Origin of the sequence: Paenarthrobacter sp. 2TAF44 (assembly GCF_052114885.1) — a bacterium.
Lineage (GTDB): Bacteria > Actinomycetota > Actinomycetes > Actinomycetales > Micrococcaceae > Arthrobacter.
On sequence record NZ_JBFRFP010000028.1, the window covers coordinates 23,392 to 38,602 of the forward strand.

General features: G+C 61.8%; 14 protein-coding genes and 1 riboswitch. Of the genes, 2 read left to right on the forward strand and 12 right to left on the reverse strand.

The window, feature by feature from the left end:
- Window positions 1–30: 30 nt before the first annotated feature.
- The 7 genes from AB4Z15_RS21280 to AB4Z15_RS21310 all read right to left on the reverse strand — a co-directional run bounded on the left by AB4Z15_RS21280 (window position 31) and on the right by AB4Z15_RS21310 (window position 7,262).
- Window positions 31–744 (reverse strand): metal-dependent transcriptional regulator, encoded by a 714-nt coding sequence (locus AB4Z15_RS21280; RefSeq protein ID WP_442018841.1) that lies wholly within the window; start codon window positions 742–744, stop codon window positions 31–33.
- 9 nt (window positions 745–753) lie between these two features.
- Entirely contained in the window at window positions 754–1,566 is an 813-nt protein-coding gene (locus tag AB4Z15_RS21285; RefSeq protein WP_442018842.1) for a class I SAM-dependent methyltransferase, read from the reverse strand.
- A 62-nt stretch (window positions 1,567–1,628) separates the two neighbouring features.
- On the reverse strand, window positions 1,629–3,038 hold the full coding sequence (locus AB4Z15_RS21290; protein ID WP_442018843.1) for an aminotransferase class V-fold PLP-dependent enzyme: 1,410 nt from the start codon (window positions 3,036–3,038) through the stop codon (window positions 1,629–1,631).
- Between the two features lie 31 nt (window positions 3,039–3,069).
- A riboswitch (SAM riboswitch) is annotated at window positions 3,070–3,183 on the reverse strand.
- A gap of 182 nt (window positions 3,184–3,365) precedes the next feature.
- Complete coding sequence (gene hisN, locus AB4Z15_RS21295; protein ID WP_442018844.1) at window positions 3,366–4,178, reverse strand: histidinol-phosphatase; 813 nt, start codon at window positions 4,176–4,178, stop codon at window positions 3,366–3,368.
- Window positions 4,179–4,233: 55 nt separating this feature from the next.
- Window positions 4,234–5,349: a ribosome small subunit-dependent GTPase A gene (gene rsgA, locus AB4Z15_RS21300; protein ID WP_442018845.1), complete on the reverse strand. Its 1,116-nt coding sequence runs from the start codon at window positions 5,347–5,349 to the stop codon at window positions 4,234–4,236.
- A 2-nt stretch (window positions 5,350–5,351) separates the two neighbouring features.
- On the reverse strand, window positions 5,352–6,740 hold the full coding sequence (aroA, locus tag AB4Z15_RS21305; protein WP_442018846.1) for a 3-phosphoshikimate 1-carboxyvinyltransferase: 1,389 nt from the start codon (window positions 6,738–6,740) through the stop codon (window positions 5,352–5,354).
- Window positions 6,741–6,746: 6 nt separating this feature from the next.
- The gene (locus tag AB4Z15_RS21310; protein WP_442003814.1) at window positions 6,747–7,262 is read right to left on the reverse strand and encodes a DoxX family membrane protein; all 516 of its coding nucleotides are present in this window, start codon (window positions 7,260–7,262) and stop codon (window positions 6,747–6,749) included.
- A 193-nt stretch (window positions 7,263–7,455) separates the two neighbouring features.
- On the opposite strand from AB4Z15_RS21310, the gene AB4Z15_RS21315 reads away from it, so the two are divergent.
- Window positions 7,456–8,268 carry a sigma-70 family RNA polymerase sigma factor gene (locus AB4Z15_RS21315; protein WP_442003815.1) on the forward strand — a complete coding sequence of 271 codons (813 nt, stop codon included), beginning with the start codon at window positions 7,456–7,458 and terminating at the stop codon, window positions 8,266–8,268.
- Window positions 8,265–8,525, forward strand: coding sequence for a mycothiol system anti-sigma-R factor (gene rsrA, locus AB4Z15_RS21320; RefSeq protein ID WP_216923992.1), 261 nt, complete (start codon window positions 8,265–8,267; stop codon window positions 8,523–8,525). Before AB4Z15_RS21315 ends, rsrA begins: the two co-directional genes overlap by 4 nt.
- 115 nt (window positions 8,526–8,640) lie before the next feature.
- Here rsrA and AB4Z15_RS21325 read toward each other — a convergent pair whose 3' ends face one another.
- The 5 genes from AB4Z15_RS21325 to AB4Z15_RS21345 all read right to left on the reverse strand — a co-directional run bounded on the left by AB4Z15_RS21325 (window position 8,641) and on the right by AB4Z15_RS21345 (window position 14,913).
- A complete protein-coding gene (locus tag AB4Z15_RS21325) occupies window positions 8,641–8,715 on the reverse strand; it encodes a 50S ribosomal protein bL37 (protein WP_369299106.1) in 75 nt (24 codons plus the stop codon).
- A 91-nt stretch (window positions 8,716–8,806) separates the two neighbouring features.
- A complete protein-coding gene (locus tag AB4Z15_RS21330; RefSeq protein ID WP_442018847.1) occupies window positions 8,807–9,421 on the reverse strand; it encodes a PadR family transcriptional regulator in 615 nt (204 codons plus the stop codon).
- A complete protein-coding gene (locus AB4Z15_RS21335; protein WP_442018848.1) occupies window positions 9,421–10,269 on the reverse strand; it encodes a DUF4097 family beta strand repeat-containing protein in 849 nt (282 codons plus the stop codon). Before AB4Z15_RS21335 ends, AB4Z15_RS21330 begins: the two co-directional genes overlap by 1 nt.
- Window positions 10,270–10,352: 83 nt before the next feature.
- Window positions 10,353–10,952 (reverse strand): GDSL-type esterase/lipase family protein, encoded by a 600-nt coding sequence (locus AB4Z15_RS21340; RefSeq protein WP_216923989.1) that lies wholly within the window; start codon window positions 10,950–10,952, stop codon window positions 10,353–10,355.
- A gap of 142 nt (window positions 10,953–11,094) precedes the next feature.
- A complete protein-coding gene (locus AB4Z15_RS21345; RefSeq protein ID WP_442018849.1) occupies window positions 11,095–14,913 on the reverse strand; it encodes a multifunctional oxoglutarate decarboxylase/oxoglutarate dehydrogenase thiamine pyrophosphate-binding subunit/dihydrolipoyllysine-residue succinyltransferase subunit in 3,819 nt (1,272 codons plus the stop codon).
- Window positions 14,914–15,211: the final 298 nt, after the last annotated feature.

Consider the following 15,211-nt stretch of genomic DNA (forward strand, 5'->3'; position numbering starts at 1 on the left):
CCTGTGCCACGTGCCTCTGCAGCGCACAAGTCAGCGCGCGGGAAGCACGCAGCCTTCGTGGATTTCGGCGCTTTGGACCCAAAGTGCCGCTGTAACCTCGTCCGCGAGATCGAATTCGCGGCGTTGAGGTCCGCTGCCAATCCGAACAACCAGCGCTCCGCCGAATGGTTTGCGCCCCACCACTTCCACGGGCGCGTCCAAGGTGATCTTTTCCGAGGCGAGATAGCGAAGAAGGTCAGGATTTTCATCGCTGATCCGGGTGATGCGGCCTGAGTGGCCTTCGTCCAACTCGATCATGCGGTAGGCGTGGGGAAGTTCCACCGATCCGTCAGCCGAGGGAATCGGGTCGCCGTGAGGATCCCGGAGGGGATGGCCAAGCTTGGCGGCCATGCGCTCAATGAAGGTATCGGACACCGCGTGTTCCAACATCTCAGCTTCATCATGGACTTCGTCCCAGCTATAGCCGAGTTCGTCAACGAGGTATGTCTCAATGAGGCGGTGACGCCGAACCATTGACAGTGCCAGGCGCATGCCCTCCGGAGTCAGCCTGATGGCACTGTACGGTTGGTGGTCCACCAAGCCCTGGTCCTTGAGTTTACGGACCATTTCAGACACCGAGGAATTGGCAACGCCAAGCCGCAGGGCAAGCTGCGAGGACGTAATTGGTTTGTCCTGCCACTCCGTATAGGAGTAGATGACCTTGACGTAGTCCTCGATCGAGGAGGAGGGCGTACTGGTCTTCACACACCAAGCCTACCGTGGCGGGGCGCCGTCGATCTTGCGGGCCCGCCAGGTAGTGGTCAGATATGGCAATCCCAGGAGCTGGCCGCGGACATGGCCCAGATGATCGAAGAGGTACCACTCCAGGTTGCCCATGACCTTTAAGCGGGTGGCTGCATTTGCGCGGAGGTAGTAGCTGCGCGATTTCGTGAGCTCCAGGATGTCCTCCGGTGACACGGCGTCCTCCCAGCTGGTGAGATGGCTCTCCAAGCCCATGAACTCCGGTCCGATAACTGGCCGGAAGCCGGGCTTGTGCACATCCCCGGCGTGCATGATGCGTGACAACCGGTGAACCCAGGGCACGGAGGTGTCCAGTTGGTTCCATATCAGGCCGAGTACTCCGTGGGGCCGCAGGATCCGGTCGATTTCCGTGCTGGCTTTCAGCGGGTCACACCAATGCCATGCCTGGGCAACGCTGACGACGTCGAATGCTGAGTCCGCCAGCCCTGTTGCCTCGGCCGTTCCCTCCAACGCCTCAACGCCGGGACAGGACTTTCGAAGTTGCTCCAGCATGTCTGTGGAAGGATCGACGGCGGCCACCTGCAGGCCGCGGTCCACGAGCAGTGCCGTAAATTTTCCCGTGCCTGCACCAATATCCGCGGCGGACTTCGCTCCAGGAGGGAGAAGCCAATCCACTGAGTCTGTGGGATAGCCGGGCCGAACGCGATCGTAGTGTTCGCCGCCGTCCTGGAAGCTCTGGCCCAGCTCGCGGCGGCGCGTGGCATGCAGCTTGGGACCACCCGGCCTGCCAACGCGGCCGGAAACACTGCCGGAAGGCACGGCCACGCACAGACTCCTTTACCGCGAACGCCAGTTACCCTACGAATTTACCGCACAGTACGTGCGTTTCAGTCAATCGTGCAGGGCGCAGCCCCTGCGGTGCCCGGGGTGTTTGGTGCCCATTCCGGGTAGCTGCGGTGGTCGTTTGCAGGTACCCAGCGTCCCTCATCCACTACATAGTCCCAACCGAGACCCGTGCGCTTGAGTTCTTCGATACCAGCCAGCAGTCGTGTGGCATCCTCCAGTCGGGAGCCCACGCCGAAGCTGGCTCGCAGGGAACCGGAAGGGAGTCCTAGCCGCTTGAGCAGGGGATGGGCGCAGAAGCGGCCGTCACGAAGTCCTACACCGTGTTCTGCAGCGAGGTAGGCGGCCACCAGTCCGGCGTCGAATCCTTCCACCGAGAAGTTGACCACGCCGATGGTGTCCTCGGAGTCGCTGAAGATCCGGTGGACGGTCACGCCGTCGATTGCTTCAAGTCCCTGAACGAGATACGAGCGGATGGCAGCTTCATGGGCATGCCATGCTTCTTGGTCCAGGCCTGCCAACACCTGTGTCGCGCGGGCCAATGTTGCCGCGCCGAGGACGTTGGGGGAGCCGCCCTCGTGGCGGGCGGGACCTGAAGCCCAGCTGACCGAGTCGAGGCGGGCTTCACGAACAGCGCCACCGCCGGCAAGGTGGGGAGTACCGGCGTCGAGCCAGTCAGGACGGCCCACAACAACACCGGCGCCGAACGGAGCGTAGAGCTTATGCCCGGAGAACACGATGTAGTCGACGTCCGCTTCGGTGATGTTGATGCGGCGGTGGGGGGCAAGCTGCGCAGCGTCCACCACAATCCGGGCACCGTATTCGTGCGCAAGGGCTGCGAGTTCGGCGACCGGGAGGATCTCACCGGTCACGTTCGAGGCCCCGGTGACTGCGAGCAACGAGACGCCCCCTTGGCTAAGTTCCTCGCGGAGCTTGGCCAGGGTAGCTGTCAGTGTCGAAGCAGCTACGACACTGCGGTGAGGGACGCCCTGCCAGGGGAGGAGATTGGCATGGTGCTCGATGTCCAGGTAAAGGACCTCGCCCGTTGGCTTTCCGTCCAGTTGCGGGAGGCAGCCTGCCAACAGGTTCAGCGAGTCCGTGGTGTTCCGGGTGAAGATGACGGAATCGTCGGGACGGCCGCCGACGAATTCACGGACGATGTTGCGGGAGTTCTCGTAGACCGAGGTGCTGATCTGGGAAGCGTAGCCCGCGCCGCGGTGGACACTGGCGTAGTAGGGGAGGATCTCATTGAGATACGCAGAAACAATTGTCAGCGCTGGAGCGGATGCTCCGTAGTCAAGGTTGGCGTAGCGGACGTGGCCACCCTGGATCAGGGGAGCTTGCAGCTCCGCGCCTGTGACGGCGGCCAGGGGCCTGCCTGCAGCGGCTTCGTGCGCTGCTTCTTCGACCGCAAGGGACGGCAGAACGGTGGAGTTGAACGTAGCAGTGCTCATGGGACCTCACTCAAGAGGGACCCCCTATGGGGATCCGCGCTTGCCGTATCCGTTCCGGACCGGCCAGGTCGTCACCCGGGGCACCCCACCGCGAATGGAGGGTTGCCGGCCAGCAAACCGGGGTTTAGCGCTGGCACTCGTGACCTGTAAAGAGGTTAGGGCACTCCTCTGGCCTGCTCCAAAGTCGAATCGCTTTGTTAAGCACATTGTTACGAAGGGTCCGAAAAGTAGGCTTTGGGCGAAGAAAAAACGGCGGACGCCCTGAAAAGGAGGCATCCGCCGTCGAAAATTCTATGCAAAGCCGGTTGGCTTGTTGGTGCCGCCGGGTCAGAGGAGGTCATCCAGAGCAGGGTTTAGCCGCTTGAGGACCTCTGAGTGCAGGATGGAGTTGGTGGCCAGGGCGTTGCCGCCAAAGGGGCCGTCCTCGCCTTCCAACGACGTGAAGCGGCCGCCGGCTTCCGTCACGATGGGAACCAATGCTGCCATATCGTAGAGATTCAACTCTGGCTCGCAGGCGATATCCACGGCACCCTCAGCTACCAGGCAATAGGACCAGAAGTCGCCATAGGCCCGCGTGCGCCAGATGTCTTCGGTCAACCCCAGGAACTCGTCCAGATTGCCGCGTTCCTTCCAACCGGAAAGGCTGGAATATGACATTGAAGCATCTGCCAACTGCGAAACGTTTGACACCTTGAGCCGGGTGGCTGACGCGAGGGAGCGGCCCATATAGGCGCCCATGTCCTTTGCTGCCCACCAACGCTTGCTCAGCGCCGGAGCACTGACAAGTCCGACGACCGGCTCGCCTTCGTCAACAAGTGCGATCAGGGTAGCCCATACAGGAACTCCCCGAACGAAGTTCTTGGTGCCGTCGATGGGGTCGATGATCCAACGCCGGGAGCCGTGGCCGCTGCTGCCGAACTCCTCGCCGAGGACGGCGTCACGGGGGCGCGAGCGCGACAATTGGCCACGAATGGCTTCTTCCGCAGCCTTGTCGGCATCCGTCACTGGCGTGAGGTCAGGCTTGGTCTCGACCTGCAGATCCAAGGCCTTGAAGCGGTCCATGGTTTGGGCATCCACGGAATCCGCCAGCACGTGGGCCAGTCGGAGGTCATCGTTGTAGCTGGAAACGGGTTGGGTCATGCCACCAAACTATCGTGAAACGTTCCCTGCAGTTGGGATCGCCTTGCACCAATGCTTAGTTGACGGTACCCAGTTCTTTGGTCTCTTTCGCTTCCAAACGCGGGTCCGCGCCCAGCAGCCGCCGGAGCGAAGACAAGCGGGTCACCCCGGAAGGACCGGCGTGTCCCTCGTTCACCCACGCGTCCAGTCCGCAATTGATGGCGTTGGCATCGTGCTTGCAGCCGCGATCGCAAGCTTCGGTGCCCGGTTCCAAATCGGGGAAGGAATGCAGGATGCGGTCGGGGTCCACGTGCGCCAGTCCGAAGGAGCGGATACCGGGTGTATCGATGATCCAGCTACCTGGAGGCGCGTCTGCCAGCTTCAGGGCCAACGCCGACGACGACGTGTGCCGGCCCCGCCCTGTGACGGCGTTGACACCACCGGTGGCCCGCTCGGCTCCGGTCAGGGCGTTAACCATAGTGGACTTGCCGACGCCTGAATGGCCCAGCATGACAGTCACTTTTCCATCAAGGTGGGCCCGCAATTCGGCAACGGCGCGGCTGTCCAGCCGCGCGGACAGTCCGTCGTCCGAGCGGGCATCGATACCGGACGCTTCATCGTCGGCGGTACGGCTGATGATGATGGGAAAGTCCAGGCTGAGATAATTCGACAACAACTCTGCAGGATCCTTGACATCTGCTTTGGTGACGAGCAGCAGGGGCTCGATCCCGGCGTCGTAGGCTGCAACCAAGGCGCGGTCAATAAAGCCGGTTCGCGGCTCCGGATTGGCCGCGGCGACCACCACCACAAGTTGGTCTGCGTTGGCTACCACGACTCGTTCGATGGGGTCGGTATCATCAGCGCTGCGCCGGAGGAGCGTCTTGCGCTCCTCTATGCGGACGAGCCGCGCAAGGGTGTCCGGCTCTCCCGATACGTCGCCCACCAAGGCGACGAAATCGCCGGGGACAACGGGGTTTCGTCGCAGTTCACGCGCGCGTGCAGCGATGATGATGCGTTCATCCGCCGAGTCTTCACCGACGATGGCGGTGTAGCGCCCGCGGTCTACCGTGATAATCCGGCCAATGACCGCGTCATCATGACTGGGACGGTCCTTGGTGCGGGGCCTTGATCCTTTTTTATTCGGACGGATCCGGACATCGGATTCGTCCCAAGAGCTTGCGTCGCGACCCATGCTCAGTTGCTGGCCTCACTGGTGACGGTCAAGTCATCGCCTGTGCCGTGCTGCAGCATGGCCTCCCACATCTGCGGAAATTCGGGCATCGTCTTGGACGTGGTAGCGATATCCTCCACCTGAACGCCCTCAACGGCGAGCCCCAAAATAGCGCCCGCCGTAGCCATGCGGTGATCAGCGTAGCTGTGGACGACGCCTGCGTGCAGAATGGCCGGACGGATAATGAGGCCGTCGGCTGTTTCTTCTGCATCCCCGCCGAGCCGATTGATTTCAGCGGCCAGCGCGGCGAGCCGATCGGTTTCATGACCACGAAGGTGCGCGATGCCGGTCAGTCGCGAAGGACCTGTAGCCAAGGCGCACAGAGCAGCGACCGTGGGCGCGAGCTCACTGGTCTCGTCGAAGTCGGCGCCCTTTATTTCAGGTCCGCCCTTCACGGTGAGCGTGCCGTTTTCGAGTGTCACCGTAGCTCCCATTTCAACCAGGATGCTACGCCAGAGGTCACCCACCTGGGTTGTTTGGGTGGGCCAGTTGGGGATCCTGACGGTGCCATGGGTCGCGAGGGCTGCGGCAAGAAACGGGCCGGCGTTGGAAAGGTCCTGTTCGATCCGCTGGTCGAAGGCGTGAATGGGGCCGGGCGCGACTCGCCAGTGGTTGGGGACTGAATCGTCCACCTTGACGCCGACTCCACGAAGGACGGCAACGGTCATATTGATGTGGTCCAGGCTGGGGACCGGCTTGCCTACGTGTTCCAGGTGAAGGCCTTCGGTGAAGCGGGCGCCTACCAGCAGCAAGGCCGAGACGAACTGGGAGGAGGCGCTGGCATCGATTACCAGGTGGCCGCCCCGAACCTCGCCAGTGCCATCCACCGAGAAGGGAAGGGCCGACGGCGTCCTGCCGCCTTCCGTGGCGACAGGAACTCCCAGGGCGAGGAGTGCCTCGATGATGGTCCCCATGGGCCGCTTACGGGCGTGGGGGTCGCCGTCGAACGTGGTTGGACCATTGCGTAGCGCAGCTAAAGGTGGAACGAAGCGCATGACTGTCCCGGCAAGGCCGCAATCGATGGCAGTCTCCGCCCCCGAAGCTGAAGGATCCATAGGCGTGATCTCAAGGTCCGGTCCATAATCACCATCGCCGGGTACCTCGGCAACGGTGGCACCCAACTGCCTGAGCGCCTGAATCATCAGGACGGAATCACGGGAGTGAAGGGGTGCTCGCAGGCGGGACGGACCGTCGGCCAATGCGGCAAGGACCAGGAAACGGTTGGTGAGCGATTTTGAGCCCGGTACCGTCACTGTGGCATCCACTGGCCCGGTGGCGTAGGGAGCCGCCCAAAGGGGCAGGGTGTCGACGGAGTGTGTTGAGCCCGTGTTTGCTGCGGTGGTACCTGTCATGCTTCCTTATGCTCCAACTGCGTTGTCTACGGCCTTGCGTACTGCTTTGTCTGCCCGCTTGAGCTGCTTGCCGGTGGCCTTCCTGGCATCGGCTGCCAGGTGTTCAGCCCGCCATGCAAGGCTGGGGCGGCCTTCTGTGTCTACGGAGGCCAGCAAAACGCCACCCGTCAGGGAAATGTTCTTGAGGAGTTGGGCGCGGCGGGCGTTCCGGCCTTCCTTCGTGCTGATGTCAGCTGAGCGCCACTCCACATAGGAGTTCAGTGCGGACGTCAACGCCAGGACCGTTGCCGCGAAGCGGGAGAGTTTGCCAAGGCCAAGCAAAGCGCCGGCGCCCAGCTGCGCGCCACCGATTACCCGGGCCAGGACTTTCTCATCAGTCGGGAAGGGCAGTGACTCCGAGGCGCGGCGAAGGACCGGGGACAATTGCCTGGCAGTGTCGTCCGCGTTCTTGAGCTTGTCCAGACCTGCGATGACGAAGCTGGACGCGAGCATCGGCCGCGCGAGAAAACGGATAACAGACATGTCTTGCCTCCTGGATGGCTTGTCATGTTGATTCATGACGTTATTCACTAAGTGCTGTGTTCAAGGGGTGCAGTCTGCTCTAGTCTTGCACCTTTGCGGAATATTTACCCAGCGGCTGCCGTTGTGAACAACAGGCACGGTGAAGACCGGGCCGCGGCATGGTGTTGCCGCTTCGCTGAACGGAGTTGGTTTTTTGACCTTGGTTAAGGACCGTGTGGGTCTGCTGGAGGCTGGCTATCCTGCACAGGGGGATTCCCGGAAGCTGACAGTAGACTTGGCAACGATGAGCACCATTGAACCGGCCGCAGCGGCCATGTACGAAGCAGCCGACTCGTCCCCGGAGGACAGCACAGCCGACGCATCGGTACCGGCCGACGTCGATATCGCCACGGAAACTCCCGAACAGCGGCGGGAGCGGTTCGAGCGCGACGCCATGCAGTACGTGGACCAGCTGTATTCAGCTGCGATGCGGATGGCACGGAATCCCTCAGATGCCGAGGACCTCGTGCAAGAGGCTTACACCAAGGCGTTTTCGGCTTTTCACCAGTACAAGCCGGGGACCAACCTCAAGGCCTGGCTCTACCGGATCCTGACCAATACCTACATCAACCTCTATCGGAAGCGGCAGCGTGAACCGCTGCAGTCCAACTCGGACACGATTGAGGATTGGCAGTTGGCAAAGGCTGAGTCGCACACCTCGTCCGGTTTGCGCTCGGCAGAGGCTGAAGCTTTGGATCACCTGCCCGATTCCGATGTCAAGAGCGCCTTGCAGGCCATCCCGGAGGAATTCCGGTTGGCTGTCTACTTCGCCGACGTCGAGGGATATGCCTACAAGCAGATTTCCGAAATCATGAACACCCCGATCGGCACAGTCATGTCGCGGTTGCACCGCGGCCGGAAAATGCTGCGGGACATGCTGGCGGATTACGCCGCAGAACGGGGCTTCAAGGCCCACACCGAAGACCAGGCCGCGGCCGGGAGCAACAATCAGGAGAAAGAGCAATGAGCGACTGCCAAGGATTGGGCGATTGCGACGATACACGGATGCAGCGGATCTATGAGTACCTCGACGGCGCATTGACCCGTGAGGACCTCACAGAGATCAAGCAGCACTTGGACACCTGCGAGGAATGTGCTGAGCAGTATGACCTTGAGTGCCTTATCCGTACCATGGTCAAGCGTTCGTGCACAGAGTCCGCGCCGGAGAACCTCAAGAACTCAATACTTGACCGGATCCACTCCATCAAGCCCGTTGAGGCCTGATCCAACGCCGCTGATCCAGCAATGGGCCAGGTAAAAGGCCACAAACGCCGAGGGCCCCGGAAACCGTATGGTTTCCGGGGCCCTCGCTGTTAAGCCTTGACGCTAAGCCGATGGCTTAGGTGTTGGGACGCTTGCCGTGGTTCGCGCCGCCGCGCTTACGGTCACGACGCTTACGTGCACGCTTGCTCATAGCTGGCCTCCTTCAATGATTGATACTCAATAGAGCTGCCCTCCAGTTTCGCACATCCGGGCGTTCGGTCGCGAACCGGGTTGGACGATTGTCAGCTCCGCAGCGAATTCCTGATGGAGATGCGGGCTTGGTCCAACACTGCACGCACTGTCTCAAGGGTTACAGGATTCAGGGGGTGTGAGGCGCTGTGTTGACGCAACTCAACGCGGATGTCATCCCGGAATGATTGGACCAGGAGCTCGGCCTCTTTGAGCATTCGGTGGCCCTCAGGAGAAAAGCCCGCCGTTCTGGTTTGGAAGGCGGCGGCTGTCGCAGTGCTGCGCGCGGCCTCAGCCGTAGCGGCAAGATCTGCCTTCAGCCCACGCATGTTGGTTCTGATGTCTTCCCGCAGGTTGTCGGCCAGCCGCCGCACGGAGGCTGAGATATTATCCTCGACGCCGGCAAGCTCCTGCCGCCGACGGTTCAGTTCCGCCAGCCCCGCTTCCGTGATGAAGTACTTTGTTCGCCGGCCCTCCGTCTCGGTAGCCACAAGGCCTTCCTCCTCCAGTTTCCCGAGCCGCGGATAAATCGTCCCGGCGCTGGGGGAGTAGGTACCGCCGAACCGGTCACCCAATGCCTTGATGAGCTCATATCCGTGCTTGGGTCCTGACTCAAGCAGTGCCAGAAGGTACAAGCGCAGGGCTCCATGCGCAAAAACAGGAGGCATCAGAGACCAGCCTCCCCAGGCATCGGGCGGTCATTTTCGGATGCCGGCGCTGTACCGTGCATGATGTAAGTCTTGCCTGAGACCGTATTCGTCCGTACGAGCATGAGCCTCTCATCCGGACCCACAATGGTCTGCACCTTACTTCCGGGCTGGGCATACATCTGGTCATCAATGATGACGGTGCCGCTGGCGGACTTGGCAACGATGTCCAAGCCGATGTCGTGCGGCAGCCGGATGGTCAGGTCCCCTGACACCGAATTGGCTCCGAGGTCGTTGGTGTAGTCGTGGAGGTCGAAGCTGAGGTCCCCGCTCACCGTGCTTGCCCGGACGTTCTTGAACTTGCCTGAGGCGGTGACTTCACCCGACACGCTCTTGGCGGTCAGGACGCCGTCGTGGTTTCTGGCGATGACCTCGCCACTGACGGTGTTGACGTGCAATTCACCGCTGGTCCCGTCAGCCATGACGGAGCCCGAAACTGTGTTGAGCCGGATCCGTCCGTTGACGCCGGAGACCATGCCATCGCCGTTTACTGTTCCCGCTTCGACGTCCACTCCACGCGGAAGCGCGATCCCGACCACTACGGAGTTGGTGCTGGTGTTGTTGACCGTACCCATCAGGTTTCGGAACCAACCTTGTGGTCCTTGGAGTTGGTGGCGTACCTCCAAGCGGCCGTTCACCAGCGTAATGGTCAGGGGGTCGCCGCTGATCTCGCTGACCTCGATCCGGACGAAGGGTTCGTCATGGGTGACGACGTCGAACCTGCCCTTGACTATTCCAAGTTTGAGCGAGTGGACATCGTCCACATCAATTGTTTGTGGGCCTGTCACGGTCCAAAGTTCGTCAGACATTATCCCTCCAAATTGCGATATATCGCGTTGATGAAAACACGATATATCGCGAATGAAGGGAATGCAATGGTTTTCTGAGAGGGCTACTCCGGCTGCGCGATGTTAAGCCACTGGAACCAGCCGCGGTGCAGCACGAGCCACGCAATCAATCCGTAGCCGGCCTGTCCTGGTGTCCCCCCATTGGCTGCGAGGTCCGTCCTCCATTGCTCGTGGTTCAGCAACGGAGAGAAAGTGTCGACGTAGTGGTGGTTGCGGCGGGTGGTGACATCCGCAAATGCCGTGTTGAGATCGGCCAGGCGTTTGTTGCGCGCCGGATCAAGGGTGGGCGGAGGGCCCACCACGAACACTTCGACGCCACTGTGCGAGGCTCCATCAAGAATGTTTGCAAGGTTCAAACGGCTTCGCGCCGTTGAAAGCCCGAATTCCAGGTCACGGCCGGAGAGTCCTATGACCAGCCGGTTCTCGTGCGAGTCGCTGAAACGGCGGCCGGCTTCGTCCTGCCATCGCGAGGCCAAACCCTCTGTGCCTTCCATGGGGCAGGGGAGTGAGAAGCTTTCCACCACCACGGTGTCCTGGGGCGTACGGGCCAGCACTCTTCCCAGCCAACCCAAGGCGCGGGGGTCACCCAAACCGGCGAGCAATTCATCTCCTACAGCCGCAATGCGCAGCTTCCTGTCTTCCACGGTTACCTCTTCACACTCGTTACGGTCCTTGCACGGCTTTTGGATCTGCGGCCGGCTTGATGAACCGGGTACCTGTCCCATTAAACAGAACTGCCCGGCCGGAGGTGCATTGACAGCACCTCCGGCCGGGCAGTTTTTTTGGCTACTTGCGTTCGAACGCCTGCTTGATCAGGGCATCCTGCTCAGCAGCGTGGCGCTTCATGGAGCCTGCGGCGGTGGACGCAGACGCCGGACGCGACACGAGGCGGAGCCTGCGATCCAGCACCGGTGCCAGGTTCAGGCCCATGAACGGCCACGGACCCTGGTTGGCGGGCTCATCCTGCGCCCAGACGATGTCAGCGTTCGGGTACTTGGCGAGCTCTGCATCAATTTCGGCCTTCGGCAGCGGGTACAGCTGCTCGACGCGAATGATTGCGGTCGAGGTGTCCCCGGACTTCTGTCGGTTGGACAGGAGATCGTAGTACAAGCGGCCGGAGACCAGGATGACCCGGTCCACGTTGGCAGCCTCTACTTCGGGATCACTGATGACTGGCCGGAAGCCGCCCGTGGTGAAGTCCTCGACGGCGGACGCGGCGCCCTTGAGGCGGAGCAACTGCTTCGGCGTGAAGATGATCAACGGCTTGCGCGGACGGCTGTAGGCCTGGCGGCGCAGCAGGTGGAAGTGCGACGCGGCCGTGGTCGGGTTGGCCACGATCATGTTGTCCTCTGCACAGAGCTGCAGGAATCGCTCGATGCGTGCGGATGAGTGATCAGGCCCCTGGCCTTCGTAGCCGTGCGGCAGCATCAGGACGAGCGAGGAACGCTGGCCCCACTTTTGCTCAGCGGAGGAAATGAACTCGTCGATGATCGTCTGCGCGCCGTTGACGAAGTCACCGAACTGGGCTTCCCACAGCACCAGGGCGTCGGGACGCTCCACCGAGTATCCGTATTCAAAGCCCATGGCCGCATATTCGGACAGCAGGGAGTCATAGATCCACAGCTTGGCCTGGTTGTCCGAGAGGTTGCCCAGAGGCAGCCACTCATTGCCATTGGCGCGGTCGTGGAACACTGCGTGACGCTGCACGAAGGTACCGCGGCGCGAGTCCTGGCCGGCCAGACGGACGGGAACGCCCTCCATGATCAGCGAGCCGAAGGCCGCGATCTCGCCGAAGCCCCAGTCAATGCCACCTTCACGAGACATTTGCTCCCGCTTCTCCAGGAGCTGCTTGAGCTTGGAGTGAACTGTGAACCCCTCCGGGATCTCCAGGTGGGCCTTGCCGATGCGGGCAAGGGTCTCAGTGGAAACCGCAGTGGAAGCCGGGGAATTGGTTCCAAAGTCGGCCTGCTGGGCGATGGGCCGCTCGATGTCCGAAACAGCCGCGGAGTCCGCAGTGATGATCGGGATGGGCGAGGTCTGCGCAGCGTGGGTCTCAGCGAAGACACGCTCAAGACGTTCCTGGTAGTCGCGGAGCAGCTGCTCTGCTTCTTCCTCGGTGATGTCGCCACGGCCGATCAGCGATTCGGTGTACAACTTGCGGACCGAACGCTTGGCTTCGATCAGGTTGTACATCAGCGGCTGGGTCATCGAGGGGTCGTCACCTTCGTTGTGACCACGACGGCGGTAGCAGACCATGTCGATGACGACGTCCTTGTGGAAGCGCTGGCGGAACTCGTAGGCGAGCTGCGCAACACGCACCACGGCTTCGGGGTCGTCGCCATTCACGTGGAACACCGGAGCCTGGATCATCTTGGCAACATCCGTGGAGTACGTCGATGAACGCGAAGAGGACGGCGCCGTGGTGAAGCCAACCTGGTTGTTCACGATCACGTGGATGGTGCCACCGGTGCGGTAACCACGCAGCTGGGACAGGTTGAGGGTCTCGGCGACAACACCCTGGCCTGCGAATGCAGCGTCACCGTGAACCATGATGGGCAGGACCGGGAAGGACTCGCCTTGATCCAGTCGGTCCTGCTTGGCGCGGACGATGCCCTCGAGCACAGAGTCGACTGCTTCAAGGTGGGACGGGTTGGCGGCGAGGTAGACCTTGGTCTGCTTGCCGTTGTCCGAGGTGAAGGTGCCTTCAGTACCCAGGTGGTACTTCACATCGCCGGACCCCTGGACGGAGCGAGGGTCCTGGGTGCCTTCGAATTCACGGAACACCTGTGCGTAGGTCTTGCCTGCAATGTTGGTGAGCACGTTCAGGCGGCCACGGTGGGCCATGCCGATCGCGACTTCGTCCAGGCCGTCGTCGGCAGCGTCCGAGATGACAGCGTCAAGGAGCGGAATAAGCGACTCGCCGCCTTCGAGGGAGAAGCGCTTCTGTCCGACGAACTTGGTCTGGAGGAAAGTTTCGAAAGCCTCGGCTGCGTTGAGCTTGGAAACGATGCGCAGCTGCTCTTCGCGGCTCGGCTTGGAGTACGGGTGCTCCAGCTGGTCCTGGAACCACTTACGCTCCGCCGGCTCCTGGATGTGCATGTACTCGATGCCGGTGGTGCGGCAGTAAGCATCACGGAGTACGCCCAGGATGTCGCGGAACTTCAGCTGCGACTTGCCACCGAAGCCACCGGTAGGCCATTCGCGGTCCAGGTCCCAGAGCGTGAGACCGTAAGTCAGGACGTCCAGGTCCGGGTGCTTGCGCTGGACGTATTCCAGGGGGTCCGTGTCGGCCATGAGGTGGCCACGGACACGGTAGGAGTGGATCAGCTGCTGGATCCGGGCAACCTTGTTGATCTCATCTGCTGGGTCAACCTGGAGGTCAGGGCTCCAACGGACGGGCTCGTACGGAATGCGGAGGGCTTCAAAGATTTCGTCGTAGAAGTTCTGCGCACCAAGGAGGAGCTGGTGGACCAGCTTGAGGAACTCGCCGCTGCCTGCGCCTTGGATAACCCGGTGGTCGTAGGTGGAGGTCAGCGTGAGGATCTTGCTGATGGCGTTCTGGGCGATGATCTTCTCGCTGGCACCCTGGAACTCGGCCGGGTAGTCAAGGGCGCCGACGCCGATGATGGCTGCCTGTCCCTTGGAGAGACGCGGTACAGAGTGAACGGTGCCGATGCCGCCCGGGTTGGTCAGGGAGACCGTGGTGCCGGCGTGGTCGTCCGCCGTGAGCTTGCCGTTGCGGGCTCGCTTGATGAGGTCCTCATAGGTGTGCCAGAACTCGGCAAAGTCCATGGTCTCGGCCTTCTTGATGTTGGGAACCATCAGGAGGCGGGTGCCATCGGGCTTGGGCATGTCAATGGCGATGCCGAAGTTGACGTGGGCAGGCTGGACAGCGCTCGGCTTGCCATCAATTTCGTCGTAGTAGACGTTCATCGACGGGAACTGGGAGAGGGCGCGGACAACCGCGTAGCCGATGAGGTGCGTGAAGGACACCTTGCCGCCGCGGGCACGTGCAAGGTTGGAGTTGATGACAACGCGGTTGTCGATCAGCAGCTTGGCCGGAACTGCCCGGACGCTGGTGGCAGTAGGCACTTCAAGGCTGGTCACCATGTTGGTAGCGATGGCCTTCGCCGGTCCGCGAAGGACGGAAACGACGTCCTCCTCGGGAGCGGTGGGCGCCTTGGTGCTCTTGGGCAGCTGGGCAGGAATCGGTTGTGCAGCATTGCCGCCGACGGGCTTCTTTGCTCCATCCTTGGCAACCGTGGCCGGGGCTTTCTTCGCCGGAGCCGCAACTGCCGGTTCACCGGAAGCAGCAGCGGCAGGGGTGGTCGCAGGGGCAGCTTCAGGAGCGGCCGGCGCCGGTGCCGGTGCCGCTGCAGCCGGAGCTACCACGGGAAGTACTTGGGTGGGGGGATTGGCAGCGGTGGGGGCTGCGGAGGTTCCGTTGGAAGAAGTGCCGTCACCGGTGTCGAAGGATTCGAAGAGCGGCCACCACTTGGCGTCGACCGAATTCTTGTCCTGCTGGTACCGCTCGTACAGTTCGTCAACGAGCCACTCGTTTCCGCCAAATTCCTCTGGTAGACGGTGGCTGGGCTGCTCTGGCACTTGAAATACGCCTCTTCCATGAGTTTTGATTTCCCGCTGGTCAAGGTTGCTTTTCCGCAACAATGCACCAGGGTCCGGGTCCCGCGAACTCAGACCTTTGTCAGTCTAGTTAGGATCGTTGGTTAACTGCCAATAGTGGTGACCTAAATCATGTTGAGGCCGACGTAATGCTCCGGCGCTCCATTTCCCGGGGGGAGGGACCGCTGCATGGGCCCGCGGAACCTGCCCTGTAGACTGAAACCCTTATGGACAGTAAATCTAGGTGCCGGCCTGGGAGCTGTCGGGGGAGCCGATCAGG